Raw genomic sequence first — 24741 nt, forward strand, 5'->3', positions numbered from 1 at the left:
CTCTTCGTCCTGGCCGGCCTCTTCGGCCTCCTGGGGCTGCGCGCGCTGTTCTCCGGCGACGGCGGCGGCAGCTCCGACGTCGCGTACCAGGTCGGATCCCGCTGGCGTATTGTTCGTCGCCCTGGTCCTGCTGGGAATCGGACTCGCCGTCCATTCCGACCACCGAAGCCGTCAAAGTGACACGGCGGACCAGTGGCCCCGGACCTACGAGCAGTGGCAGCAGCTCCAGCGAGTGTGGCGGGGCGACCTGGCTGTGCCGACGCTGCCGCGTCGCGTTCCTCCCCGCCGCGTCGCTGCGCCCCAACTCCGCCGCCTCGTCCGCGATACCCATGGCGCAGTTCCCGCAGTGGACGGCGACCACCGCCCAGGGGGATGACCGTCCCGGCGCCCCGACCACATCGGACTGACCACACCTACCGCTCCGGCGGCTGGGTAACGAGGCCCACTGACTGGAGCCACCGACCGGCGCAAGCGACGTTCCGCTCCGACGGCTGGGTCGGGCCGACCGCTTCAGGAATGCGCTGATCTTGTACGGTCCTTACCGGGCAAGTCCGACCAGCGGTTCCAGGTGGTGTCGAATTCACAGGGCGTTTGGTGGTCGTGCCGACGGCCCGGCACAGACGGGGATCGGCGCCCTCCTTGCCAGCCCGGGCGAACTGTTCCGCCGACTCCGGCCATCGAGGGGACGTGGCAGCCCCTCTCACCACTCGGGTGACGCGTTGACTTTGGTCCAGCCCGTTCCGTCGGTCCCGTACGCGGACGGGAACGGCGGCTCGGCGTGTTCCCGCGATGCTGGAGATGATGTCCTGCACGCAGGAGGCGTTGGAGGATTACGTCACCGCCCCCGGGCGTGAGCTGCTGCGGCAGATGATGCAGGACCAGCTGGGTGCCCGGGCCCGCGCCGAGCATCGCCGCGGACGGGCTGCCCAAAGACGCGGCCGAACGCGCCGCGCCCGCGGCATGGCCGTCGACATCATCGTCGACTTCGTGCACGTACTCGAATACCTATGAAAGGCCGCCTCGATGTGACCGATGAGAGATGGAGCCTGGCCGGCGGCGAAGCGCTCCTGCTTCTGCGGGTGGTCATCGCCAACGGCGGCTTTGAGGAGTACTGGCGATTCCACGTCCACCGTGAGTACCAGCGCACCCACGCGACGCGCTACCGGGAGCAACTCGACCTCGCCGCATGACGGTTCGAGATCCGCTCACGCAAGGAGAAAACGCACCCCGCCGGGGATCACCGGAGCGACGCGTCCAACTGACGGATCAGTTCTCCGGCCCGCCCACCGCCACGCGGGGCGACCGGGTAGCGCCTCAGAACGTCCGCCACGACGGGATTTGCAAGGAGCCGCGACTGCGCGATGTGGTCGGCGCCGACGGCGGGATCGTCTCCGGCAGACAGCTCGAATGCTAGCGCGGCATGAGCCGCCGATCCGAGGATGTGCTTGACCTGAGTAGCTTTCGCCAGGGGGTGGAGGAACGCCGCACCGGCCGCGGCGAGGGCCGCGCGGGCAGCGTCGCTCGCCGCGGCCTGTCCTGCATCGCGGGCCTCCTGAGCCGCCCGTTGTGCCGCCCACGCGCTGTCACGTAGCGCCTTGGACCGCTCGGCCCCATCCGCCAACGCCTGCGCGGCGTCGATCGCGACTCGTGGGCGCCGATCGTCAGGGCGTTCACGTTCGAAGATCGCCAATGCAGGCCGCGCGCACGCCACCGCGTAGCCAGCGACCTCCCGGAGCTCGGACCGGCTGAGTTCGATCGTCGTGAAGTCATCCACCATGGCGTCATCCTTCTGCACCGGGGCCGCAGCCTCAACGAGGTCAGGCGCGATGCTCTACCAGGAGCAGTAACTCGACCTCGTCGCACGAAGGTTCGAGATCCGCTCACCCAAGGAGAAACGCACCCTATCGGCGAGGGCGGGGTGCAGGACATAGTTCCAGCCGCCGTGGAAGGTGTGCCGTGTCAGGGGCGGGGCGGCCATGTCCGCGTCGCCGATCCGGACGCCGGTCGGGTAGGACGTGTCATGCCGTCGCTGCGGTGGAGGTCGGGGAGGCCGTCGGTTGGGGGGCTGTTGGAACAGCGCGAGGTCACTGCTCGTCGTCGTGTGGACGAGCTGCGGGAGGAGGCCGACCGCATCGCGGCCGAGCTGGCCGTGGCCGAGCGGGACTGGAAGGAGTGGGTCATCGCCCGCTCGCGGGTCCGCGAGGTGCTGTCTCCGGACGGCGACGGTATCGCCGGCCCGGATGCCTCCCGGGACCTGCGGCATCTGGATCCGCGGCTGATGCGGCCCGAGCCGACGAAGGCAGTGGCGAAGCCGAAGCCGGTGGTGCCGATGTGGCGCGCGGGGCTGGCCTGGTCGGTGCTGTCGGTGGACTACCAGCGCATCCTGCGGGTCCTGGCCGACCGCGAGCGGCTCGGTCAAGGTCCGCTGACCTGCCAGGAGATGGCCGCCACGTTCGGTATGGAGGTGGTGCCGGCGAAGGTGGAGGCGTTGCGGTCGAAGGCGAAGCGGCTGGTGGCCCGCGGCTGGCTGGCCGAGTCCGCGCCGGGGCAGTTCACGCTCGCGCGGGACGTGGCCGGGCCAGACGGCGGGTCATGAGCAAGGTCATCGACCGGTAGGACGCCGCGCGCGGCTGACCCCGCTCGCCTCGGGAATCACGCCACCATCGGATATGGAATCGCGGGCGTGCCCTGGTGCACCATGAAGGCAGGGCCCTGCCGTGCGGAGGTGCACCATGCGGACTGCCAGGATTTGTGCTGGCCTCGGGATAGCGGCGCTGCTGGCCCTGGGAGGCTGTTCTGGCGGACCGAAGTCCGCCTCGCCCTCAAGCACTACGCCAACCTCGAGCGCCACGCAGGTCCCGACCGCAACGCCACCACCGAGCTCCCCCGCACCCCCGACGGCAACACCCACGCCAAGCACCCCCGCACCCCCGACAGCAACGCGGCCCGCACCCAGTCCCGACGCCGTCGTCGAACAGTTCTACGCCGCGATCAACGCCCACGACTACCAAGCCGCGTGGGCCCTGGGAGGATCCAACCTCGGCACCTCCTACGCCACCTTCGTAGCCGGTTACGCCGGCACCGCGACAGACATCATCGGCGTCGACGCCGTTCACGGCGACACGGTCGACGTACATCTGCACGCGGTGCGCACCGATGGGAGTTCCTCCGACTACGCCGGCTCATACACGGTTCGCAACGGCGTGATCGTCCGGGGTTCACTGCACCTGCTGGGCGCCGGAACCGGGGCGCCGAAGGGTTCCCTGAATCCGACGGTCACCCAGGCCACCATCCGGTCGACGATCTGCGTCACCGGCTGGACCGCGACAATCCGCCCGTCCACAAGCTTCACGAACACGCTCAAGCAGCAGCAGCTGGCCCAACTAGGCCTCGCCGACCAGAACCCGGCGCACTACGAGGAAGACCACATCGTCCCCCTCGAGCTCGGCGGTGCGCCGATGGACCCCGCCAATCTGCAGCCAGTTCCGCTATCCGTCGCCGAGAAGGACGACGGTGCGGAGCGGTCCCTGCACACAGCCGTCTGCAACGGCAGCCTGCCGCTGGCCGACGCCCAGGCGCAGATTCTGCAACTAAAGACCGGCGAGGGCTGACCAGCGAGCAATATGTGGATGCGGCCTTCCGGCCGGGACGCGGTGATCTCGGTCGCTGCCCGGCGGGCTTCCTCGCGCACGTCCGCGTCGGGGTGCTGGAGGAAGGGCTCGATCAGCGGCCAGGACTGCGGATGGTGTATGGCGCCGAAGATGTAGACGGCGTGCGCGAGGAGTTCACCTGCCATCGTCGGCATGGCTGGGGCCAGCGGTTCGACAAGATCCAGGGGCAGGCTGTGGCGGTTGAACGCCTCGCGGATCGAGTTCAGGGCGGACTCGCGGACCTTGGTCACGGGTTCGGTAAAGAGGACGTCGTGTCCCACCGCGTTCCGGCCGACCGGAACGCGAAAACCTCGATCCGGTGCCCGCGGGCTTGCGGATCTCAGTAGCTGTAGCCGCCGCCGCAGAAGGTGGCGGTGACCTTGTGCGGCTTGAAGTCCGGAAGGACCGAGTGGAGGTTGGCCACCTCCGGCACGATGAGTAGCAGGTCGATGACGAGCGCGATGATCAGCAGCGGCTTGAGAGGCCGCGCCGTGGTGCTACGACCTCGCGCCGCGGCCCACGGCAGTATGGAGAGGAAGAGCGCGGCAAGTATGCCGACGGCAGGGCCAGCCCATGCGGCGACCTGTGCGGACACAGGTATCGCGGGGGTGGGGACGCACACCAGTCCGCCGACGTAGTGGCCATGGGCCCAGAACGCGTAGACGGTGCAGGCCAGTCCAATCGGGACGGTCAGGATCGCCATGGTGGTGAGCAGCGGCCACCGCGCGTTCGAGGATGAGCGAGCCGGGACGGTGTTGGAGCTGTAAGCCATCTGACCAGTACCAATCGGAATCGGGTTGCTTGTGCCCCAACTTAGAAGCCGTTGTCGAACCGATAGTGACGGGTGCGTTTCCGCTGGTCAGGCATAGTGCGGGTGCCTCGGTGGCAGAGACGGGGTGTCGTGTCGTCTCTTCGGTGGAGGTGCCGGATGCCGTCGGTGATGGGGCTGCTGGAGGAGCGCGAGCGTGCCGCCCGGCAACGGGTGGAGGTCCTGCAGGCCGAGCTTCAGGAGGCGGAAGCCGCGTGGGAGCGGTTCGTGATTGCCCGTCAGACGGTGGCGGAAGTCCTGGCAGGGCCTCCTGTGGGCGAGGAGGCGCCGCCGGCCGGGGTGGCCGGTGAACGGCCTGCGCGGGTCGCCGGGGCGGCGCCTGGATCGGTGGTCCCGCCTGGAGGGAAGGTCTCGATCCGGGTGCGCTGGCGCCGGACTACCAGCGGCTCGTGGAGGTCCTGGCGGGGAGCGGGGAGGAGATGGACTGTCGGCAGCTCGCGGCGGCCTTGGGTCTGGAGGTGGTCACGGCGAAGGTGGAGGGAGTGCGGTCGAAGGCGAAGCGACTGGCCGCGCGGGGCTGGCTGGCCGAGGAACACCCGGGGATGTTCAGCGTGCTCGCCGGGCGAGCCGGCGGCTCATGACCATGCTCATCGACCACCGGATCATCGCCTCGGAGGTGTCGGTGCGGGTCTCGTAGTCGCGGACCAGGCGGCGTGAGTGCATCAGCCATGCGAACGTTCGTTCCACCAGCCACCTTTTCGGCAGCACCACGAAGCCCGCGGCGTCGTCGGTGCGTCTGACCACTGTCAGCGCGATCCGCAGGACATCGCGGGCGAGGTCGACCAGGCGTCCGGTGTAGCCGCCGTCGGCCCACACCAGCGAGATGCGCCAGTGCCGCTCACGCAGCCGCTCCAGCAGCGTCCGGCCGGCCTCGCGGTCGGTGACGGATGCGGCGGTGACCATCACGGCCAGCAGCAGCCCGACGGTGTCCACCACGATGTGCCTCTTGCGGCCGTTCACCTTCTTCCCGCCGTCGAACCCCCGGCTGGCAGCCGGCACCGACGCGGCCCCTTTCACCGACTGCGCGTCGATGATCCCGGCGGTCGGCTCCGGATCACGGCCAGCCGCCTCGCGGACCCGGTCGCGCAGCCGGTCGTGGAACTCCGCGACCAGGCCCTTGTCCCGCCAGCGCCGGAAGAAGGCGTAGACGCGGTCCCATGCGGGGAAGTCCGCGGGCACCGCCCTCCAGGCGATGCCGCCCGCAACCAGGTAGCGCACCGCGTCGACCAGTTGCCGGTGGCAGTAGCCCTCCGGCTGCCCGCCCCTTCCCTCCAGCCAGGCGGGCACGGGCATCGCGTCGCGCACGACTGCCCACTCCGCGTCGGTCATGTCCGAGGGGTACCTCGGACGTCTGTGCGGCCGGTCCCCGGCATTCCCGAACCGGTGAGCGAGGCAATCACACGACAGGGGTGCGGAGTTGGACGGCAACGTCACGGAGACGGAAGACTGCGGCACCAGGGGCCTCCTGTTGCTCGGCTGGATTCGACACCCACGAGCTGTGCGGGAGGCCCCACTTTCATGCCCCGCCGACCAGAAGATCACCCGACCGAGTCGGCAGACTCGAACTCACGATCACCAAGATCGATAGAGCAACGGCTAGTTAGCCAAGGCAGCGGTCTGCGTTGGTCGATCAGGTAGCCGGTGCGGACGACAGCACTTGCTCCGACGAGTGCGCTGACGGCCACGACAGCGTCCCACCAGAGAGGTGAGAGGTCGTATGCCAGCGCGGGATCGGAGTCCTTGATCAACTGCCAGCGCCACATGCCCATCACTCCGCAGCAGGCACTGACCAGGCTAAGCAGCATCCCGATAGCGAGCAGCGCCCAGCCCTTGACCTGCGACTGGTCGGGCCGGGCTGCTCGTCGCTCCGTCATACCCGTCGGCGCCCCTTGCATTGGATGCTGCGCACCCGCACTCCCTCGGTCAGTGAAACCGCACGGGGCGGCTCGCGGCAGTTCCCCCGGAATAGTGGCAGAGCGACCTGTGGGGTGGAAGACCGTCTGCCTACACGGCAGCCGGATGCCCATCCGGTCCCCTCCCGTGTGATCGAGCAATCGGCGGGAACGGTACCCACGGTGATGCCGCGTAAGCCCCGTATGTGGGACAGGGTTGCGGCCCGGCGCCAGCCGGGCGGCCTTGCCGGTGAGCTGATTGCCGGTCGGCCCTGGTCGGTCGGGCAGGGCCGTGGAAGGATCGGCGGGCAGCGCCCCGGGCGATTCCATTGCCGGTCCGGGGCGCCGCTGACGGCACCGGCCTGGCCGCCGCACGGGCGCTCACGCGGCGGCCAGGCCGGCTGTTATGGGCTGGCCGCCGGCCGGGTGCGGGGCACGGCGGCGCACCGCGGGCTGCGGTCAGGCGGGCTGCTGGTCCAGCGCTGTGGCGAGGAGGGTGACCGCGTGCTGCTCGTCGCCGGAGAGCCAGGGCAGGTCGTCGGTGGGGTCGACGACGGCCCGGCCGTCGATGAACGCCGTCCAGCCGCCGGTGCCGGTCGCCTCCACCCAGCCGGCCAGGCGCCGGTCGGGCCGGCGCACCGTGAACACGGTGTGGTCCTGCCAGCCCTCGATCAGGAACGCGCCCTCGTGAGCGTTTCAGGTCGTTGTCGGGGCTCCGAGGCCGCGCTGGAACGGTGGGGTGGAGGTGCGCTCGGCGGCGAGGGCCAGGCGCTGCTCGTGCGGAACGGCGGCCGTGTCCGGCCGCGCGGTGGCCTGGTGCGGGACGGTGCCGCCCATTGTTCCGACGCGTCGATTCAAGGCCCGTGCCATCAAGGGCGGCGGTCGCACTTCTTGTTTCGACGCGCGTCGTTTCCTCTGCAGGGCCGTCAAGGTTGGCCGTAGGCACGGTGGAGGGGGCCGGTGCCAGCCGGGCCGGGACGGCCCTCCCGGGAGATGGGACAACCGCAGCCACGGCGGAGCTTGATTCGAGGCGCGTCGTTTCTTCCGGGGCATCATCACGGCTGGATGCGGGCGCGCCGGGAGTGTCCTGTTCGGCTTCGCGGCGGGCGACGACCATCTCGTAGCGCAGCACGTGGGCCTTGCGCACGATGCGGCCGGTGGCGGCGGTGAGGGTGGTCTCCAGGAGGGCGAGGGCCTCGTTGCAGCGTGGGTCGTCGCCCTCGCTGCGGCGGGCTTCGTCGAGGCGGTCGAGGAAGCGGGCGGTGGCGCGCTGGACGGCGGTGGCGAGTTCGAGGAGCTCGTGGCGGCCGGCCTCGCCGACGGCGGTGGTTTCGACGCGCGAGGAAACAAGGGCGTCGGCGACGGCGTCCTGCTGGTACTCCGTCTTCCGACTGCGGTAGGCCTTGGAGGAGCAGGCTCGGCCACAGTAGACGGGGCGCCGGCCGGGGCCGCCGGTGCGCAGTTCGGTGTCGCACACCGGGCAGCGCGGAACGTCAATTCCTCGCGCGTCGATTCCGGGGGCGACTTCAATTCCCCGCGCGTCGTTTCCCGTCTCCATGATCGGGATCGTAGCCGCACCGCCGGACCGGCCCCGCCGTACGCGGTGCGCAGCAGTCCGTGCGCACCGTGCGGAGCCGCCGGTTGCGCGGGCCGGTCGCCGAGTGTCGTCATGGCCGCCGCACCGCGGCTGCGCCCTTCCCGCTCGTTGGTGTGAATCGGCTGATGCCGGTGGTCACGGCGCCTGCCCCTCGGATAGACCGGGGGTATGACGACTGTGGACGACCAACTGGTTGATGCGACATGGCGGGCCTCCGATCTGACGCGGGCCTACCTCGTGCGGGACCGGGCCGCGGTCGAGAGCTGTCTCGCGGGCCTGGGCGCCGACCGGCTGGAGTGGGTGCTGGCCTGGCTGGTCCTCGACCACGACGCGCTGTTCACCGAGCTGGGGGAGCCGTCGATGCGGGTCGGGAACCTCGAAGCGGTGGCGGCCCTGGCGCCGCTGGAGGTGGAGTTCGCGGTCACCGCGGCGGTACACCGCGTCGCCTCGGGCGAGAGCGGCCTGGGCGCCGCGGTCGCCGACCTCGCCCTCGAGGAGCAGGTGCACGCGATCGCGGTGTCCACCGTCGTCATGCTGCAGGAGGCTCTGGGCCGCACCGGCGCGCTGGACCGGATCGACCAGCAGAACCGGCAGTGCGTGAGCGCGGGCCACCCCAGGCCCTACCCCGCCCCCTGACCAACCGGCAGGTGCGGTGCGCAGCCGTGCGGGCTCCGGCCTGCGGCGGGGAGGTTGGCGGGGGGAGAGACTCACCGGTCTTGCGGGGCGAAAACCACCGAGGTGCGTGACCTTGGCGGCGATGGCGAGTTCACCCGTCATGAGAGACGTGATCGTCCTGCCCGTGACCGCGCAGCACCCCGAGGACGACGACCGGGAGCAGATGGAGCGGGAGCGGCAGCAGGCGGTGAACGAGTTGGTCGCCGGGGCGGCGGAGGCGGGCCGGCGGGCGGCCGGGTGGGTGCGGGAGCTCGCCGGGCGGCAGTCGGATGCCGGGCACCGCGTGGTGCTGGAGCGGGCCGCCGATGCTGTCGAGCGGGCCTCGGGTCGGGAGGTCGTCCCGGGCGGCGACGGCGAGCTGGACGAGGAGCTGCGCTACGACCTTGGAGCCAGTGTCGTCACCGGCAGTGTGGTCGCCGACGAGATGCCGGAGCTGTCGACGGGCGAGCGGATCGCGGTGGTCGCCGTCTGCGCGCTCGCCGCGGCGATGCCCGGCACGCTCCTGAACGACTTGGGGCGTGAGCTGCCCGCCCTCGCCACCACGATGGAGGCTTCCACCGAGGCCGGCATCGCCGCAGGCCAGCGGTAGGACCGCCGGCTACTTCTCCTCGGCCGAGCCGTCCGGGTCCAGCGGGTGGAGCCAGCGGGCGGGAACGGTCATCGGGGTTGAGGTCATCAGCTCGACCGGGGCGCCGGTCAGGTCGGCCAGGGTGCCGGTGACGACGTAGCCGACGCCGGGCGGCAGGCCGAGCTCCACGGCCTGGTCGTCGGTGAGCCTCACCCGGACCCCGGAGTGCGCGGCGACCAGAACGCCGGCGACCATGTGCTCGCCGTCCGGCTCCGGGAGGTCGGTGACGGTCAGCTCGAACTCGGCGCCGGCGCGGATCCAACGCCGCCAGTGCAGCAGGACGCTGTCCAGGTCGGTGGTGTCCGGCGGGCACCGGTCGTAGGGGAGCCGGGCCGGGACGCGCACCAGGTAGGCCTTCCCTACCCGTACCTGTGCTGTCCGCACCGGAATCGCCTCCTGGTCTGCCTTCTTCCAGTCTGCGCCTGTCCCACTCTGTGTCTCAGGTCCGGCCACCGTCGCTGCCTGGGAAATGGCCTGGGACTGTCCCAGCAAATCGGGCATACCGGGCGAGCTGGGACGGCGCTGGGACCGGGGTGTCTCAGCCTTGTCTCGGGCCAGCGGCAGCGCGGCGCCCGCCGGTGATGGCCCGGATTGTGCGTCTCGGGTCCGGCGGGCACCGGCACCAGCGTAGCGGGCGCGGCCAGGCCGGACTGGTCTACGGCGCGGGGTGGGGTGGGTCTTCGGGGACGACGGCGGCGATCCGTACGGTCGGCGGCCGGGGCGGGGCGGGGGCGTAGGCGTGCACGACGTTGAGCGCGGGCCGGCCTTCGGCGGGGTCGCCTCGATCCGGGTGGAGTACAGCTCGACCCGCTGGGCGCCCTCGGTGACCGTACGGATCAGCCGGCCGAGCCGCGGGTGCTGCTCCAGTTCGGCGCGCAGCGTCTCCAGGGCCTCGCCGGCGCCGAGTTCCTTGGCGCGCTGGGCGGCGCGGTCGGTGACCACCGCAACCACGGGGCCGTCCGGCTGCTGGTGCTGGTCGGTCACTCGACACCCTGCCGGGCGAACAGGTCGGCAACGGCTTCGTCGAGCGCGGCGGCCGTCTCCGGGTCGGCGGCGAGCAGCACGCGGCCGCGGTAGGCGGCGACGATCTCGGCGACCGCGACCAGGTCGACCACCGTGCCGACCTCCTCGACCTGGTCGAGGAGGTCAACCGGCACCCGGCGCAGCAGTTGCTCGGCGAGTTCGGCGTCCAGGCACTCGGCGTCGCCGGGGAAGCCGTGGCCGGCCCGCAGCGCGGCGCGCAGTTCCTGCACCGTGTCCATCGGCGGCAGTCCGAGACGGCCGCCCCCTCGTTCGGCGGGCTGGGCGCTCATCCCCACCAACCCCTCTCCCTGTCGGCATCCCCGGCGCCGGGCCGGGCCCTGTGCTCCTGACGGTAGCCGCCCCGGACCGGCCCGTGGGGCAGCACCCGGCAACCCGCTCCGGCCGTGCGACCTACGGTGGGCCGGTGCCCGACACCGATTTCCCCGCTGACCTGCGGAGCCGTAGCGGACTTTCGGATCTGGATTACTGTAATCGCAGGCTTACCGTTTCGAGCCAACAGCAATAGCGACCGGGCGACCGAAATGAACTTCGGCCGCCCGGCATGGACCGGTTAGTAAACCCGGTACCACTGGCTAAAATCACCCTGGTTGGGGCCCAGCCAGGCGGTGTAACCCCCCGTGGTGAGATAGCTGCCCGAAGTGGACCAGAGGGTGGAAGGGTTTGCCCCGTACCACCAGTGCGGGTTGTTCGAGCTACAGAGCCCGGTGCCGGGCTGGCCGTTCTGGTTGACCAGGCAGACGCCCCGGTAGTTCATTTCCATCAGCTTGTCGCCGTTGTTGCCCCACCACTGCGACGAGTTGTTGCGGTCGCACCCGAGGATCAGCACCTCGGCGAAGCCGGCGCCCGCGCTGGTGGCAGTCAGGCATTTCCCTGTGGCCACGTTTTGCAGCATGAACGACAAGCCGTCATCCGGGACCGGCGCCGCGGAAGCCGAGGACACCGAACCGGCGCTGACGGCACCGATCGCCAGGGCGAGTGCGGATATGATCTTCGCTGAACGGAGGAACACGGAATACCCCATTCCGATAGACGATGATCTTTTCGGAAGAGCCGACTGCTCTCCCGATAAGCCAAAGGTTAATTGGAGAGTGCCCTCAAGGGCCCCAGTTGAGCTAAATTTGAGGATCCCGAAGAAGATCTCCAGGGACACCAAATCGGTACAATTTCACCGTCAGGGCTGATGGCAGCACTAAGATGCGTGTGCAGATGGCATGTCATGCAGCAGTGTGTCGTCGAGATTGTCGCCAGGTCCGGCATATGCCTCCGCGTCGGACGCAGCTTCATGTCGCCGCGATGGTCACGCCGGATCGCGGCGTGCAGCTCGACCTTCGACATCTGCGGCATGACCAGGGCCTTTCACCAGGGGCACTCCGCGCGCGGCGGTCCAGCGGCAGTCGGTGTCGTCGCAGGGGCAGGCGGTCCAGCCGGCGGCGATGGCGCGCAGCAGGAGGGTGACGGCGGCGGCCGGGATCATCAGCTGGCCGCTCAGCAGGTCGGGGACGACGGGCAGCGGCAGGGACGGCAGGCCGTCATCGTCGGCACGGTGGAAGTGATCACTCATTCTGTTCTCCGAATTTCGTCGGTGCGCAAATAGAAATTCCCGGCCGCTTGGGGGCGGCCGGGACTTCGTTTTCGGCGACACAGAGGGGTGTGGCAGGGTGTTCGGGGGCGTCTACAGCCCCTCCAGGTCCATCCAGGAGACGACGTCGTTGAGCTCGACGTCGAGGTTGCGGGTGCGGTGGCCGTTGTCCTTGAAGTAGTGCTCCCTCAGGCCCTCGGCGAGGATCCGCTCCTGCTCGCCCTGGCCGGCTCCGGCGTCCCCGGCGGCGTACAGATTCTGGGCCACGGCGCCGGGCATCTTGTGGGGGCGCAGCCGGGTCGGGGGCGCGGCGGGCGGGGCCGGTGCCGGCGGCTGGGGTGTGGGCGGCGGCGAGCTGCTGGGGGATGACCGGGCGAGGCTGGCGGCGGCCTCCAGGAGAGCGGGTCTTCGCCGCGGCGCTCCAAGAGGGCGCCTGGGCGAGGTGAAGCGTGGACTCCAGGACGGCGGCCAGAGTGCGGACCATCCGCAGCGCGGCGATGTCGTCTGTAGGGGACTGCCCACGCTGGCGACGTGCGGGTGGGGCGGATCGGGGCGATCGTGGTGGTCAGTGCAGCGGCTGCCGAGGATGGAGGATCTGATGCGTCGTACGGTCGTACTCGGGTGGGCTTTGCCGCTGGTGGTGCTAGCTGCGGGGTGTTCGAGCGAGCAGTCGGTCGTCACCTCGCCGCAGAGTAGTTCGGTGACACCACCGATGTCCGGGACGTCCTCCGCCTCGCCCGGGCAGGCGACCTCGTCGGTGTCCACCGCCTCCGCTCCGACGACCGCCTCCGTCGGGGACACTCTCGCGCTCTCGGGCCAGAAGCCGGAGGAGAAGGTGGACGTCACCGTCGTCAAAATCGTCGACCCCGCCACTGCCAAGGAGGCGTTCTCATCACCCAAGGCCGGCACGAAGCTGGTCGCGGTCCAGTTCCGGCTTCGCAACACGGGAACCGCGGTGTACGACGACAGCCCCAGCAACGGCGCGCGGCTCGTCGACAGCGAAGGGCAGCAGTTCACCGCCACCTTCACCGACACCACCGCAGGTCCCGGGTTCCCCGGAAGCGTCACCATCGCCCCTGGTGACACGGCCCTCGGCTACATCACGTTCGCAATCCCAACCGCTTCCCAGGTCGCGAAGATCCAGTTCGCCCTGGACAGCGGCTTCGCCCCCAGCACCGGCCAGTGGACCGTCTCCTGACCCACAGGAAAGTTGCCGGCCGTGGTGGGCTCCTGGCGAACACGGATCGCGGCGCTGAGACAGGCCACGCGGGCGCCGGTGCCTTGATGGTCTGTCAGGGTAGCGGGGGGCCGGCGACGTCGACGAGACCCAGCTCCAGGGCGTCGTGTACGAGCAGAGCGGCCAGTTCGGCGGTGCGGTTGACCACCGGGCGGCTTGGGTCGCTGGAGTGGACGAGGAAGTGGCCGTCGACCACCACGGCCCAGCTGTCCAGGCGGTTTACGCCATGCTCGCGCCCGCCCGTTCAGCCGGACGTAAACCAGGCCGGGAGCGCGCGCCGGCCAGTGCCCACCAGGCACCGAACGTCCGGGGGGGGCGAGGCCGATGTGCGGTGCCGGGGTCCGCGGCGGCCGGACGGCTGGCGCTACGCGTCGAGGTGGCGGTAGGCGAGGACCCCGGAGGCAATAGCCAGGGGGGCGATGGTGACGTGCTTGCCGGTGCCGGGGGCGTGAACGACCTTGCCGTCACCGATGTAGAGCTGGACGTGGCCGCAGCCGTTGGTGATGACCAGGTCGCCCGGCACCAGGGCCCCGCGGGTGGTGGCCCTTCCCGCCTTGGCCATGCCCCAGGTGGTGCGCGGCAGTGCCACCCCGCCGGCGCGCCATGCGCGCATCACCAGCCCCGAGCAGTCGAAGGAGCCGGGCCCGGTGGCGCCCCACGCGTACGGCTTGCCGATCTGCCCCCGGGCGAAGGCCACCGCTGCCGTGGCGCCCCTGCCTGCATCGGTCTCGCTGCCCTTGGCCTTGCCGCCCTTCGCGTCACGGCCCTGGTTCTTCTTCGCCCCGGACCCGGACCCGGACTTGGCGCTCGCGGACTTCTCATCCTCGGGCAGCTGACGGATGCCCAGAGCCCCGGGCTCCGCCTCGGGCGTCGCCCAGGCCCCGGACGGTGTCCCGGTGCCGAAGGCCTGACCGGGCGTGTCCCCGGCGGTGGCCGACCCGATGTCGCTGCCCCCGGAGGCATACCGGGCAGGCACCGCCCCACCGGACGCGTCCGTAACCGTCCCTGCGGCCGAGGGCTCGGCCGCGGCTGAGGGCAGGCGCAGTGTGGCGCCGGCGTGGATCAGGGTCGAGTCACCCAGCCCATTCAGCTCCTGCAGCGCCCGCACCGTGGTGTGGTGGTCCCGAGCCAGCTCCCACAAGGTGTCCCCCTACTTCAGAACCACCTCTCGCGTCGCCGGGGCAGGGGCCGGAGTGCTCGGGGCCGGCTCGCCCGGGGCAACGCCCGGCCCGGGGTCACCGGTCGGGACGTCCGGGCCGGGCGGGGTCTGCGGCCCGGGCGCGTCGCCGGGGTCGTGCTCCTCGTCCGGGGAGAGCGCCGGTGCGCCGGAAGCGGCGGCCGGCACCGGGCCGGTGGCAGAGCCTCCAGCCGCCTGGTGCACGCCGGCGCCCACCAGTACCGCACACAGCAGTGCCAGGACGACGGGCACCGTCTTCCCCCGCACCCGGCCGCGAGGCCGCTCGGCCGCCGTTCCACCGGTGCGGTACGACGTGGCGTGGCTCGGCTCGCCCGCCGCCGTACGAAGCGGCGCGGGCGCGTCGATGCCGTCGCCGCTCGTTCGCGCCCCGTCACCCGCCGCGCCGGGGCGCGGACCGGAAACCACCACACGCCCCAGCGGCACACTCCGGTCCAGTACCGGGACCTGACCCGCCGCCATACCGGCGGCCAAGAACCGCCCCCGTCCCGGGCCGTTCTCCCCCGGGCCCGAACCGGACCTTTGTCCCGTGCGCTGCGCCATCACAACCTCCCTCGGCGGCCGGTGCCGGCCACTGTCGGGTCCGGACCCGGGTCAGGCACCGGGGCCGGACGCAGCCGGGTAGGCGGGGCCGGCGGTGCGGTGCGGGCGGCGGCGAGGTGTTGGGGGATGACGGCGGCCAGGCCTTCGGCGGCCTCCAGGAGGCGGGGGTCTTCGCCGGGTCGGTCGAGGAGGGCCTGGGCGAGGTGGAGGGCGGCTTCGAGGACGGCGGCCGGGGCGCGGACCATGCGCAGCGCGGCGATGGCGTCCACGGCCCGTTCGGCGGGCTGCTGGGTGTCGGGGTGGGCCGGGAGGTCGGGGACGGGCACGGGGCGGCCCCAGGGCGGCGGCTGGCGGCCTGGGGAGCGCTGTGGGCCGAGGGCGCGGGCCGCGCCGGGGCCCAGAGCGCGCCGGGCGGGCGGAGGGGTGCTCACGCCCCGTTCAACGAGTTGGGTCTGCCGCGGTAGCGGCCGGCCTGCTCGCGGTCGTCACCGGGGCCGTACGGGCTCCCGGGGTACGGCTTCGCTGCCGCCCGGGGTCGCACAGGGAAGTTGTCGGCGCTCGGCGGGGCCCCTTGTCCGCGGCTGTGACCTGGGGCTTCGGCACCGGTCCGCTTGTGGGGAAGGGGACCTGAAAGAGGACCTGAAACGGGACCTCAAAGAGGACTCCGAACGGGACCTCAAACGGCACTCCAAACGGAACCGGGCGGCGGCCGGGACCGTCCGGCCGGCTCGACCACGGCACCAGGGCGCCCGCTGGCCGCCGGCGCGCAGCCCCTCCACACCACCGGCCCCGGGCGTACAGGACACCCTGAGTTGTTTTCGACAGGTTGATTGAGAGCCGGTCGGGCAGCGAGAACGGGAGCCACCTTGTGCCGATGGTGGGTGCTGTGCGGGGCCTGAGAGCCCAAGATTGGCAGTGAGTTTCAGAGTCGCCCCCCAACGAGTGATGTTTCGTCACGGGCGGGCGGAATTCGGGGTGTTGTGAGGACGGTCGTGAGAGCTCGCCGAGCGTTGGCGCCATGGCACCTCGCTTGTCGACGATGTGCTGTGCCCCGGGCGGAGCCGGGGCACAGCGTCTGCCGACGTCACTGTCGGGGTGTGGCGACCGGCCGGTCGCCACACCCCGACAGCGTGGAGGTGATCAGGTCACGGGGCCGAAGGTGGCGCTCGTCGTGCTGGTGCCGCCCGGTGTGGCGACCGTGACGGTGTAGCTCGAAGCGGTGACGAGGCCGGCGGGTGTGGTGAACTGAACGTCCGTTTCGCTGAGGCCGGTGATGGCGGTGGCGTGGAACACGGCGGCGGTGACCGTGTCCGTGAAGATGACGTCGCTGACGTCGACGAGGTTGGTGCCGCTGACGGTGACGCCCGTCTGGCCGGCCGTTCCGTCGGTGGGGGATATCCCGGTGACCGTGGGGAGGTTGTAGTAGGTGAACTGGGAGGCGGCTCCGGCGGGGACGCTGGTGCCGCCGGGGCTGGTGACGGTGACGTCCACCGACTGCGTGGTGGTGGTGAAGCCCGTGGTGTTGGTGGGAGGGGTCGCGTTCAGCAGGGTGTCCCCGGTCTTGCTGTTGATCGTGCCGGCGCCGGCGACGCCGAAGGTGACCGCGGTCGCGGTCGCGAGGCCGGTGCCGGTGATGTTGACGGCCGCCGGAGTGAGCGGCCCGGTGTTCGCGGCCACGGCCGAGCACGACGGGGTGGCGATGTAGAAGAACGGCTTGCTGTTGCTGGTGCTGGTTCCCACGGTCACGCTGACGCTGGTCTGGCCGGCGCAGCCGCTCGGGACGGTGGTGGTGACGGTGGTGGTGGCGCCGGTGGCGGCGACGGCCTTGGAGCCGAAGTTCACCGTCACGGCGGAGGTGCCGAAACCGCTGCCGTTGATGGTCAGGGTGTCCCCGGGCTTGCCCTGGGTGGCGCTGAGGGAGGTGATGGTTGCCATGATCTGTTTCCTTCTGTTGGGTACTACGGGGATGGGTTGGAACGGGGTGGAAGGCGTGAGGCCAGGCAGTCCGGTGGGGGGGCGCAGTCCGTCGGAGAGGGGCGCGTGGGCGAGTTGGTGCGGTCGCCGGTCGGGCCTGGTTTACGGCTGGTACTGCTGGTAGGTGAGGGCGTTGCTGTCTCCGCCCGGGCTGTGGACGGTGACGGTGGTCGTGCCGGGTGTCCCCGGCGGCGCGGTGGCGAGGACCAGGTTGTCGGAGACGGCTGCGAAGGACGCTGGGGTGCTGCCGAAGCGGACCTCGTCGGTGTAGGTGAGGTTGCTGCCGGCGATCGCGACGTCGGTCCCCCCGGAGGCCGTCCCCTGGTCGGGAGTGAGACTGGTGATGACCGGGAGCCCGACATAGGTGTAGTAGAAGCCGTTGGTGGTGCCGCCGGCCGTGTCGACGCTGACGCTCACCTCCCCGGCCGCGACCGCGGCCGGCACGGTGACGCTGAGTTGGCTGTCGGAGATCACGGTCGGCGTCGCGCTGTTGGCGCCGAAGTTGGCGGCCGTCGGGGTGGACAGCCCGGTGCCGGCGATGGTGATGGTGTTACCGCCCGTGACGGGACCGGACGCGGGGCTCAGGAAAGTCTTGAACGGCGCGCCGATGTAGAAGAACGGCAGCGGGTTGCTGGTCCCGCCCGCGGTGGTCACGGTGACGTCGACCGTGCCGGTGCCCGAGGGCGAGATGCAGCTGACGGACGTGGCGGTGTTGGCGGTGATGGTGGCCGGCTTGCTGCCGAACTTCACGGCGGTGGCGCCGGCCAGGTTGGTTCCGGTGATCGTCACTGTGGTCCCCCCGCCGGTGGGTCCCTCGTTCGGGCTGATGGGCATGACGTGCCCCCGGGAGGATTGATGTGCGTGCGCGTGGGGTGATCCTGCTCTGCGGCCGGCGCGTCACCAATACTCATCAGCGATCCGAACGCGCCGCCGTGGACCTTCTTTGTAGACCTTCTTTCTTTCTGGAGCCTGGAGGCGGGATCCGTGCCCGGAATCCCGAGCCGTCGAATGTGGACGGGTAGCCGGGGACGGGGCTGAGAAAGGGGGCTCGCGCTCCCGGCGCCGAGGGACGCGAACGGTCCTTGCGATCAGGCCGAATGAGGTAGTGGTCAGGATGGCAGCCGAACTGATGGGCCACGGTGCCACACGGTCAGCCAGGAACATGGAAGCGGGGCTGCTGCGGCAGCACCGGCTGATGGATCCCGCCCTCCGCGGAAGCGCCCAAGGGCGGCACCCACCCCCTGGACGGCGCCCCTGAACCGACGGCGGGCCAACTGCCGCTCCCCCGCAGAGGGATGAGCGACCCACCAGTTCGGATGCGTACAGTAACCCATTCGCATTATGTCGTTGGCAAGCACAGTGACGGTACGTCACTCGAACGGTGGAGCGCGCGCAGCCAGCAATTCACAGAAGAGCGCCCCCTACTTCTCCCGGCGCGTCGGCTGTGGCTGATCGTCGGTGTATCCGAGGATCCAGGCCAGGGCTTGGGTGGCACCGAAAGCATACGAACGTTCGCTGATGGGACGGGTCAGATCGTGGGCCTGTCGGAGGGCCGCCCGTTCCTCTCCATGGATATGGGTCTCGGTAGGGACGGCGTCGATCAGGTTGGCTCCGGTCACCGGGGCCCGACCGTGGCCGAGGACCCACTGGTAGGCGGCCAGGGCGCCCTGTTGGCTTTGTGTGGGCGATTGTGTTCCGGCGGAGAGTTCGTCGATGGCGCGGTGGATGTCGGTCGCCGTGCGTGCGCCGGCAGGACGACCGTTGGGCGGCTGGTCACCGGCCATGTCGTTGCTCGGCTTCCGTGGTCTGGAGTCGGTAGGACTCGGTGCCGGTCTCGATCAGGGTGAGCGGAAGGACTCGCACAGAGTCGCGCGGCCAACCGGAGCAACCAGGGACATTAGCCCGAACGCGGCGTGTCGCAGCCCTCAACCGAGGTGGCTCTCAATCTCGCTGTCCGAGCCGGTGGCTCTCGTTCTGGCTGTCCGACCGGCTCTCAAACAACCTGTCCAATACACCCTGAGTACTGCTTCGCTCTCGTGCCGAAGATCCGCAGAGAGAAGTAGTCGGCGTTCCGGAGAACGGTTGTCCCCCGGCTCTGACCTGCGGCATCAAGGTGTACTGGGGGCTATCCCGATGCAACCTCCGGAGCAACCTCTGAGGCAACCTCCGGAGCAACTTCCGGGGCAACCTCCGGAGCAACCAGCTGAGCGCCGGTCAGCGCGGGCCCGGGGACTGCTGCGTGTGCCAGGCGGCGGGCAGGGCCTTGGGGTCACGGTCGCGGTGGGCGGCCCGGAGGGTGGCGATGGCCTGGAGCGCGGAGGGGTGGAGGGCGACCTGGTCGTGGCGCGGCTCGCGGACGAAGCGGTCCGGCCCGCCGGGGCCGCCGTGGAGGACCGCGGCCCACTGGGGGACGTCGTGGATGCCGGCCTCGACCCAGCCGACCGGCTGGCCGTGGTGGAGCAGGACGTGAACGGGGCGGGCGCGCGGGCTGGCGGCGTCGGGGTCGCGCCACATGGTGCGAGCCCAGCCGTCGGTGAGCGGGCGCTCCCACTCCCACGGCCCGTACCGCTCCACCGGCCGGGCGGGCACCTCGGCCTCCCGCTGGCGGCTCATCAGCTCACGCCAGCGATCCTCGGCTGACAGCGCCGGGGAGCAGTCACCAATGCTTTGACCTGGACCATCAAGGTTCACCACGGACGGCGCGTCACGATCGGCGTCACGGTCTGCGTCACGAATACCGGGCCGGGGAGCAGTGTCGGCTGCCGGATCGGTGGCGAGGGTGGCGGCCGTCTCGGCTTGGGGGCCGGCGGCGGCGGGGGCGGGGGCGGGGTGACGGTGGTGGAGCTCGGCCTGCTGGAGGATCCGGGTGAGGACGTCGGGCAGCAGCTGGTGGAGTTGCGCGAGGGCCCGGTCGGCTTCGGTGGCGGTGCCGGCCTGGATGGTGTGGAGGAAGTCGTGGACGGCGTCGTCGACGTCGGCGGCCAGGCGCAGCAGCTGCTCGGTCGTAGTGCCGGTGGAGCGGCCTGGGGTGGCACCGGGAGCAGGGCCGGACCGGTATCCACCGGGGCCGGGGTGGCGGTGGCCTGTCGGCGGCGGTAGGCGGCGCTGCGGCAGTTGGTGTTGCAGTACTGCGGCTGGCGGCCGCGCCTGCCGGTGGCGGGGGTGAGTTCTCTGTCGCATGCCAGGCAGCGCGGGACGTCGGGCGGGCCCGGTTGGTCGGGGATCACGCGATCAAGGCTAGGGGCGGCGGCGGACATCGTGACGCCGCCGATCGCCCTTTCGTGACGCCAACCTTGGTACGGCCCTGTCACCAGGGAAAACGCGGGACAACCTCACGGCCCTGCGTCACGGAATCACGATCAAGCGGGCCCGGCGGCCGGGCTACGGCGTCACCTTGATGGGCGCCCCGCGGCCCGGCGGGCGGGCTCAGGCGCTCTGCTGGGCAAGTGCGGCCACGAGCATGGAAACGGCGTAGGTCGCGTCCCGGGAAAGCCAGGGAGCACCGTCGACCGCGTCGATGACCAGGCTGCCGTCGATGTAGCTGCCCCAGGCGTCACCGGCCTTGGCGACCCAGCCCACCAGCCGGCGGTCCGGGTTCCGGACGGCGAACAGCTCCGGATCGGCGGCCCAGCCTTCCACCACCAGGTCGCTGTCCGGCAGCCTCCAGGAGTTGCTCGGGGCACCCAGGCCCCGGGCGAGCGGCGACACCGACGTGCGCTCCGCGGCGAGCGCCAGCTGCAGCTGCTCGGGAAGGACCGGAGCCTGCTCACCGTCGCCGGGGTCGAGGGCCGGGTCGGCCGGGGCTGGCTGCTGCACCGGCCGGGCAGCAGCCGGCGCTGCGGAGTGCGGCGCGGCCGGGGCGCTGCGCACGGGCTCGGCGAGGGGGCGCAGCGTCTGCGCGGTGCCGAGTGCGGGCCCGGCGGTTTCGACGCGCGGGGAAACGATGGCCCGCAGCCCGGGCGGTGCAGCAGCGGGCTCGGGAACAGCCGGCCGGGCGGTGTCGGACGTCTCGCGGCGGTCCGGGACAACCCGCTGCGGGCCGGGGACAACATCAGCAACCGACGCGGTTGTTTCGACGCGCGACGATTCACCCGGATCAGCGGGGCCGGTTGTTTCGACGCGCGACGATTCGACCGAGGCGGCCGCCGGGACAGCGGCCGGTGCCGTGTCGGCGAGTGCAGCAGCGGCGGCGGCTTCGCGCTGCGCCCGGCCTCGGGCGGAGACCATCTCGAAGCGCAGCACGTGGGCCTGGCGCAGCAGGCGCTGCGTCGCGCCGGTGACGCTGGCCTCCAGCAGTTCCAGCGCCCGGCCTGCGCCCGGGTCCTCGCCGCCCTGGCGGGCCTGTTCCAGGCGCTCCAGGTAGCGGGCCGCGCCGCGCTGCACGGCGGCGGCCAGCTCCAGGAACTCGCGGGCGGCGGTGTCCGACGCACCCGGGACCTCGGTCGCACCGCGACAACCATGACCTGGGCTTCCTCGTCGAACCAGGCAGCCTCCGGCACCGCCTGCTCGCATCCGACCAGCGACTTCAATACCGTGGTGAACCGCACGCCGTTCTCCCTGCGCGACCGATCTCGAGCAGACACCTCAAGATCTGCACGGGGGGCGGCGTGTGTTGCGTCAGGCGCTCTGGACCGACCCACAGATGGAGCACAAGAGCCCAGAAAGGGAAGGATAATCCCGGATATCACTCCCTCCCCGCCGGTAGCTGACGGCGGGTCCGCAAACGGGCGAGGACCGCCGAAGGAGGTCGCCGTGGACGGACAACTGATCATCGGAATCGCGGCGGCCGCCATCAGCGTGGTGGCCGCCGCGTTCGCCGGTCGGCAGGCACGCGCCGCCAAGCAGCAGGTCGAACTCATGCGGGATGCCCGCGGTCCCGAGTTCGAGCTCTCCGGCTCCATCGAGCGGACGGCCGGCCGGGGACTCCAGGCGGTGCTCGTGCTCCGGCAGAAGTCCGGACCGGCGCTGAAGGCGGTCACCGCGACCGCGGACGGCTCGATGCTGGCCGACACGCCGGACGCCGTGCAGATCGGCGGGCAGCGAGCAGACCCTGCGCCTGGACGTGGACCGGGAGGCCCCGGGAACAGGCTCCATCGTGCTGCACCTCGACTGCCAGGCCCTGGACACGGACGACCGCTGGCGGCGATCGCTGACCTACGTCTTCGACCGACGCCCCTTCAACATCTGGTGAGGCCGATGGACACCCTCGCCGTGCCCAGCCAGGCCGGGCCACCCGCCGTCGACCGGCGCGCCCCCGGGACGACTGGCCCACCGAAGCCCGGCAGCTGCGCGAGCCTGCGCTGGGCGTCACTGCTGGTGCAGGAGGCCGCCGATCAGAGCCTCGGCCTGCTTATTGAGAACAGTGACAAAGGCCTCGCCGAGAAGGTCAATCACAGAGTCGCGCACCTTAACCGGCTGCCCATGAAACGGCGGGTCATCCTGCGCCTGTGCGACGCCGGAGAAGGACAGGACTGCACTCGTGAGGGCGACAACGGCTAGTACACGCTTCGCGTTGTTCATAACCTGCCAACGATCACAGTCCTTGCGGGTTACGAAGGCGACCTGCAGTGCCCGCGCCCCGTGCGCGGCAACGGGCTGCCCTGTCCGCATTTTTGATCATGTGGCCCGCTGCCGCGTTCGACCGGCTGGGTCAGCCGGAAATAGGAGAGACCGTCGGGTGGCCACCGGGCTTCCCACCGTGCTGGTCTAACGGCTTGCTGCCGGCGCCGAGAGACTGGCGGGGCAGCTCGTGCACTCGCCAGGACTGGCAAAGGGAGCTGATCACTTGGCCAGCCCCGGCGGTGAGCTGTCGGAGAACGACGAAACCCCCGAGCAGGGGCTCAGGGCTTTCAGTGGTCGCGGCCACCGTGGTTTCTGCGGATCTCCTTGATGAACCAACACCGCTGCCGGTGGATCTCTTTGAACCGGCGCCCGTAGGGGTCGGCGTGCTGGCCCGTCGGCGACAGCTCCACGATGTAGATGTGCTCGCCCCGCCCGGGGTGCCGCGCCGTCGGCCGCACGGGCGTGCGACCTACGATGAGCTGGTGTCCGACACCGTTTCCCCGCTGACCTGCTCGAACTCCAGCGCCGCTGGTACACCGCCGAGGCCGACTTGGCCGCCGATCCAACCGAGGAGACGCGCGCCGCGTTCACCGCGGTCGGCGCCGAGCTGTACTCCCACCCGTACTGGGGCGGCACCGAGAACCGGCACAAGGCCACCATGAAGCTCAAGCAGGCTGGCCGCCCGGACGCCGCCCAGGCCCAGGCCGGCTGATTCCGCCCCGAAGCCCGGTGCCAGGATCGGGCATGAGGCCGGGTTCCGGCGCCTACCAGCGGGCAAGCCCAGGGTGTGGGCGAGCACGAACGCCAGAAGCGGGCCGCAGCGCCGAGCAGGGCCGGGGCGAAGCGGCCGGTGCAGCAAGACAGCGGACCCGATGAGGAGCACCGGCGGCCGCCGGGTGTGGACGACGCGACCGTCGAGGCGCTGGGGATGCTGTCGAAGGCGTTGGAGTACACCGAGCGGGCCCGCGGCCACCTGTACGCGGTGCACCAGATGACCGGCGGCGCCGACCGGATGCTCGATGCGGCGGTGCGGATGCTGCGGGAGGCGGGGCACGGGGAGCAGGCCGACCTGGTCGAGCGGGAGCTCCTCGGCCGGGATGTCGTCCCGGGCATGTGGACGTACCAGCTGATCGAGGCGTACGACCGGACCTACTACGGGGTGTTCACGGCTGTTGAGGACCAGGTTCGCCGAGACCTCGCCGCCGGCCGCCAGCACCTGGCCGAGGCCGAGATGCAGCAGGCCGCCCGAGCCCGCCGCCGCCGCCGCCGCCGGGACGCGACCCCGTAGACCCATGCTTCCGGATCCTTTTCGGATTTCGTCGGTGAATTTACGCGCGGGGTGGTTCAAATGGAAAGTCCCGGCCGCTCGGGGCGGCCGGGACTTTCGTTTTCGGCGACGCGGAGGCTGCCAGAGGCAGCCTAGAGGCCCTCCAGGTCCATCCAGGCGACGTCGTTTAGCTCGACATCGAGGCTGCGGGCGCGGTGTCCGCGGTCCTTGAAGTACTCGTCGCGGAGCGCTTCGGCGAGGATCTGCTCCTGCTGGGCCTGGGTGGCTCCGGCGTCGCGGGCGGCGTAGAGGCGCTGGGCGACGGAGCCGGGCATCTTCTGGGTGATGGTGCGCGGGCGCGGGTCGTCGGTGGAGCCGCCGGCCGCGCTGTAGCCGAACGTGCCGGAGATGTGGAGCATGAAGCCGTTCGTCTCGGCCGCCTTGCGGACCCGCTGCTTCACCCGAGGCTGCCAGGCGGTGCGGACCTTGGCCTCGATGGCCTTCGCGGCGGCCGGCTTCGGGGTTCCCTCGCCCTTGAGCCAGCGCTGCACGGTGCGCTGGGAGACGCCCAGCTCGGCGGCCAGGGCAGGGCCGGTGGGTGCAGCAGTCGGGCCAGGTGCGACAGTCGCAGTCGCAGCGGGGCCGGTTGCAGCGGGCGCTGCACCGGCCGGTGCAGCGGCCGGTTGCAGCGGGGACGGCGGCTGCTGCTTGGCCTTGGCGCGGTCGACCTTGCTGCGGCACGAGCGGGAGCAGTACAGCGGCGGCCGGGTGCGGGCCGCGGCAGCGGGTTGGAGCAGCCGGGGCGGGCGCACAGCCGTACCTGATCCTCGCCGTCGGCCGGCTGGTCGGTGGCGGCGGTCGGCGGGGCGCTGTCCATGTCCGGGATCGTAGCCGCCGAGGTCTGCGGGATTCGCCCCGCACCCGGCGGCGGGGCGATACTCCGACGCTGCCGGCGGAGGACGAGGTGTGACTGCGACGACCGGCGCGAGCCCCGGGCGTTTCAGGCGCTCTCCTCGGCACGGCAGGTGGGCTGGATTCCACCCCGGCGTGGGGGTGTGTTCTCTACGCT

At 71.1% G+C, this 24741-nt stretch carries 33 protein-coding genes and 1 pseudogene; 13 read left to right on the top strand and 21 right to left on the bottom strand.

The window, feature by feature from the left end:
- Window positions 1–789 precede the first annotated feature (789 nt).
- Both OG286_RS00435 and OG286_RS00440 read left to right on the top strand, forming a co-directional pair.
- On the top strand, window positions 790–1011 hold the full coding sequence (locus OG286_RS00435) for a hypothetical protein (RefSeq protein WP_396326024.1): 222 nt from the start codon (window positions 790–792) through the stop codon (window positions 1009–1011).
- 14 nt (window positions 1012–1025) lie between these two features.
- Window positions 1026–1190, top strand: coding sequence for a hypothetical protein (locus OG286_RS00440; RefSeq protein ID WP_396326023.1), 165 nt, complete (start codon window positions 1026–1028; stop codon window positions 1188–1190).
- 47 nt (window positions 1191–1237) lie between these two features.
- Here OG286_RS00440 and OG286_RS00445 read toward each other — a convergent pair whose 3' ends face one another.
- Entirely contained in the window at window positions 1238–1777 is a 540-nt protein-coding gene (locus OG286_RS00445; RefSeq protein ID WP_396326022.1) for a putative immunity protein, read from the bottom strand.
- Window positions 1778–2020: 243 nt separating this feature from the next.
- On the opposite strand from OG286_RS00445, the gene OG286_RS00450 reads away from it, so the two are divergent.
- The 3 genes from OG286_RS00450 to OG286_RS00460 all read left to right on the top strand — a co-directional run bounded on the left by OG286_RS00450 (window position 2021) and on the right by OG286_RS00460 (window position 3997).
- Window positions 2021–2596 carry a hypothetical protein gene (locus OG286_RS00450; RefSeq protein ID WP_405364569.1) on the top strand — a complete coding sequence of 192 codons (576 nt, stop codon included), beginning with the start codon at window positions 2021–2023 and terminating at the stop codon, window positions 2594–2596.
- Window positions 2597–2732: 136 nt separating this feature from the next.
- Window positions 2733–3611 (top strand): hypothetical protein, encoded by an 879-nt coding sequence (locus tag OG286_RS00455; protein WP_405364571.1) that lies wholly within the window; start codon window positions 2733–2735, stop codon window positions 3609–3611.
- A gap of 14 nt (window positions 3612–3625) precedes the next feature.
- Window positions 3626–3997, top strand: coding sequence for a hypothetical protein (locus tag OG286_RS00460; RefSeq protein WP_396326184.1), 372 nt, complete (start codon window positions 3626–3628; stop codon window positions 3995–3997).
- Here OG286_RS00460 and OG286_RS00465 read toward each other — a convergent pair.
- Complete coding sequence (locus OG286_RS00465) at window positions 3991–4422, bottom strand: hypothetical protein (protein WP_396326186.1); 432 nt, start codon at window positions 4420–4422, stop codon at window positions 3991–3993. The genes OG286_RS00460 and OG286_RS00465 overlap by 7 nt on opposite strands.
- Before the next feature lie 156 nt (window positions 4423–4578).
- Here OG286_RS00465 and OG286_RS00470 point away from each other — a divergent pair.
- A pseudogene (locus tag OG286_RS00470) lies at window positions 4579–5060 on the top strand (hypothetical protein).
- On the opposite strand, the gene OG286_RS00475 reads toward OG286_RS00470, so the two are convergent.
- The 4 genes from OG286_RS00475 to OG286_RS00490 all read right to left on the bottom strand — a co-directional run bounded on the left by OG286_RS00475 (window position 5026) and on the right by OG286_RS00490 (window position 7208).
- Window positions 5026–5808: an IS5 family transposase gene (locus tag OG286_RS00475; RefSeq protein ID WP_396326183.1), complete on the bottom strand. Its 783-nt coding sequence runs from the start codon at window positions 5806–5808 to the stop codon at window positions 5026–5028. The pseudogene OG286_RS00470 and the gene OG286_RS00475 sit on opposite strands and share 35 nt — an antisense overlap.
- A 209-nt stretch (window positions 5809–6017) precedes the next feature.
- Window positions 6018–6353 carry a hypothetical protein gene (locus tag OG286_RS00480; RefSeq protein ID WP_405364573.1) on the bottom strand — a complete coding sequence of 112 codons (336 nt, stop codon included), beginning with the start codon at window positions 6351–6353 and terminating at the stop codon, window positions 6018–6020.
- 477 nt (window positions 6354–6830) lie between these two features.
- Entirely contained in the window at window positions 6831–7019 is a 189-nt protein-coding gene (locus OG286_RS00485) for a hypothetical protein (RefSeq protein ID WP_396325642.1), read from the bottom strand.
- Between the two features lie 48 nt (window positions 7020–7067).
- The gene (locus tag OG286_RS00490; RefSeq protein ID WP_405364575.1) at window positions 7068–7208 is read right to left on the bottom strand and encodes a hypothetical protein; all 141 of its coding nucleotides are present in this window, start codon (window positions 7206–7208) and stop codon (window positions 7068–7070) included.
- A 295-nt stretch (window positions 7209–7503) separates the two neighbouring features.
- Between OG286_RS00490 and OG286_RS00495 the strand changes: the two genes are divergently transcribed.
- From OG286_RS00495 to OG286_RS00505, 3 genes are all read left to right on the top strand, one after another.
- Window positions 7504–8085 carry a hypothetical protein gene (locus tag OG286_RS00495; protein WP_405364577.1) on the top strand — a complete coding sequence of 194 codons (582 nt, stop codon included), beginning with the start codon at window positions 7504–7506 and terminating at the stop codon, window positions 8083–8085.
- A gap of 51 nt (window positions 8086–8136) precedes the next feature.
- On the top strand, window positions 8137–8604 hold the full coding sequence (locus tag OG286_RS00500) for a hypothetical protein (protein ID WP_396325644.1): 468 nt from the start codon (window positions 8137–8139) through the stop codon (window positions 8602–8604).
- A gap of 121 nt (window positions 8605–8725) precedes the next feature.
- Window positions 8726–9232, top strand: a complete 507-nt coding sequence (locus OG286_RS00505) for a hypothetical protein (RefSeq protein ID WP_405364579.1) — start codon at window positions 8726–8728, stop codon at window positions 9230–9232.
- Window positions 9233–9241: 9 nt separating this feature from the next.
- Here OG286_RS00505 and OG286_RS00510 read toward each other — a convergent pair whose 3' ends face one another.
- The 5 genes from OG286_RS00510 to OG286_RS00530 all read right to left on the bottom strand — a co-directional run bounded on the left by OG286_RS00510 (window position 9242) and on the right by OG286_RS00530 (window position 12161).
- Window positions 9242–9655 (bottom strand): hypothetical protein, encoded by a 414-nt coding sequence (locus tag OG286_RS00510; RefSeq protein ID WP_396325646.1) that lies wholly within the window; start codon window positions 9653–9655, stop codon window positions 9242–9244.
- Window positions 9656–10251: 596 nt separating this feature from the next.
- Complete coding sequence (locus OG286_RS00515) at window positions 10252–10584, bottom strand: hypothetical protein (RefSeq protein ID WP_396325647.1); 333 nt, start codon at window positions 10582–10584, stop codon at window positions 10252–10254.
- A 281-nt stretch (window positions 10585–10865) separates the two neighbouring features.
- Complete coding sequence (locus tag OG286_RS00520; protein WP_396325648.1) at window positions 10866–11336, bottom strand: ricin-type beta-trefoil lectin domain protein; 471 nt, start codon at window positions 11334–11336, stop codon at window positions 10866–10868.
- A 276-nt stretch (window positions 11337–11612) separates the two neighbouring features.
- Complete coding sequence (locus OG286_RS00525; protein WP_396325649.1) at window positions 11613–11876, bottom strand: hypothetical protein; 264 nt, start codon at window positions 11874–11876, stop codon at window positions 11613–11615.
- A gap of 111 nt (window positions 11877–11987) precedes the next feature.
- Complete coding sequence (locus tag OG286_RS00530) at window positions 11988–12161, bottom strand: hypothetical protein (protein ID WP_396325650.1); 174 nt, start codon at window positions 12159–12161, stop codon at window positions 11988–11990.
- 433 nt (window positions 12162–12594) lie between these two features.
- On the opposite strand from OG286_RS00530, the gene OG286_RS00535 reads away from it, so the two are divergent.
- A complete protein-coding gene (locus OG286_RS00535; protein ID WP_405364581.1) occupies window positions 12595–13092 on the top strand; it encodes a DUF4352 domain-containing protein in 498 nt (165 codons plus the stop codon).
- Between the two features lie 94 nt (window positions 13093–13186).
- On the opposite strand, the gene OG286_RS00540 is transcribed toward OG286_RS00535, so the two are convergent.
- The 9 genes from OG286_RS00540 to OG286_RS00580 all read right to left on the bottom strand — a co-directional run bounded on the left by OG286_RS00540 (window position 13187) and on the right by OG286_RS00580 (window position 21355).
- Window positions 13187–13330, bottom strand: a complete 144-nt coding sequence (locus OG286_RS00540; RefSeq protein WP_396325652.1) for a hypothetical protein — start codon at window positions 13328–13330, stop codon at window positions 13187–13189.
- Window positions 13331–13495: 165 nt separating this feature from the next.
- Window positions 13496–14272, bottom strand: a complete 777-nt coding sequence (locus tag OG286_RS00545; RefSeq protein WP_396325653.1) for a C40 family peptidase — start codon at window positions 14270–14272, stop codon at window positions 13496–13498.
- Between the two features lie 9 nt (window positions 14273–14281).
- Entirely contained in the window at window positions 14282–14737 is a 456-nt protein-coding gene (locus tag OG286_RS00550; RefSeq protein WP_396325654.1) for a hypothetical protein, read from the bottom strand.
- Between the two features lie 131 nt (window positions 14738–14868).
- Window positions 14869–15300 carry a hypothetical protein gene (locus tag OG286_RS00555; RefSeq protein ID WP_396325655.1) on the bottom strand — a complete coding sequence of 144 codons (432 nt, stop codon included), beginning with the start codon at window positions 15298–15300 and terminating at the stop codon, window positions 14869–14871.
- Between the two features lie 709 nt (window positions 15301–16009).
- Window positions 16010–16804, bottom strand: a complete 795-nt coding sequence (locus tag OG286_RS00560; RefSeq protein WP_396325656.1) for an IPT/TIG domain-containing protein — start codon at window positions 16802–16804, stop codon at window positions 16010–16012.
- 141 nt (window positions 16805–16945) lie between these two features.
- Window positions 16946–17677 carry an IPT/TIG domain-containing protein gene (locus tag OG286_RS00565; protein ID WP_396325657.1) on the bottom strand — a complete coding sequence of 244 codons (732 nt, stop codon included), beginning with the start codon at window positions 17675–17677 and terminating at the stop codon, window positions 16946–16948.
- A 587-nt stretch (window positions 17678–18264) separates the two neighbouring features.
- A complete protein-coding gene (locus OG286_RS00570; protein WP_396325658.1) occupies window positions 18265–18627 on the bottom strand; it encodes a hypothetical protein in 363 nt (120 codons plus the stop codon).
- A 430-nt stretch (window positions 18628–19057) separates the two neighbouring features.
- Window positions 19058–20023: a hypothetical protein gene (locus tag OG286_RS00575; protein WP_396325659.1), complete on the bottom strand. Its 966-nt coding sequence runs from the start codon at window positions 20021–20023 to the stop codon at window positions 19058–19060.
- Window positions 20024–20269: 246 nt separating this feature from the next.
- Window positions 20270–21355: a hypothetical protein gene (locus tag OG286_RS00580; RefSeq protein WP_396325660.1), complete on the bottom strand. Its 1086-nt coding sequence runs from the start codon at window positions 21353–21355 to the stop codon at window positions 20270–20272.
- A gap of 240 nt (window positions 21356–21595) precedes the next feature.
- Between OG286_RS00580 and OG286_RS00585 the strand changes: the two genes are divergently transcribed.
- The 3 genes from OG286_RS00585 to OG286_RS00595 all read left to right on the top strand — a co-directional run bounded on the left by OG286_RS00585 (window position 21596) and on the right by OG286_RS00595 (window position 23693).
- Complete coding sequence (locus OG286_RS00585; protein WP_396325661.1) at window positions 21596–22342, top strand: hypothetical protein; 747 nt, start codon at window positions 21596–21598, stop codon at window positions 22340–22342.
- 613 nt (window positions 22343–22955) lie between these two features.
- Window positions 22956–23117: a hypothetical protein gene (locus OG286_RS00590; protein WP_396325663.1), complete on the top strand. Its 162-nt coding sequence runs from the start codon at window positions 22956–22958 to the stop codon at window positions 23115–23117.
- A gap of 138 nt (window positions 23118–23255) precedes the next feature.
- Window positions 23256–23693 (top strand): hypothetical protein, encoded by a 438-nt coding sequence (locus OG286_RS00595; RefSeq protein WP_405364583.1) that lies wholly within the window; start codon window positions 23256–23258, stop codon window positions 23691–23693.
- Between the two features lie 131 nt (window positions 23694–23824).
- Here the strand turns inward: OG286_RS00595 and tpg are convergent, their stop codons facing one another.
- A complete protein-coding gene (gene tpg, locus OG286_RS00600) occupies window positions 23825–24484 on the bottom strand; it encodes a telomere-protecting terminal protein Tpg (RefSeq protein WP_405364585.1) in 660 nt (219 codons plus the stop codon).
- Between the last annotated feature and the right edge of the window lie 257 nt (window positions 24485–24741).

This window comes from Kitasatospora sp. NBC_00039 (assembly GCF_045160625.1).
Taxonomy (GTDB): domain Bacteria; phylum Actinomycetota; class Actinomycetes; order Streptomycetales; family Streptomycetaceae; genus Kitasatospora.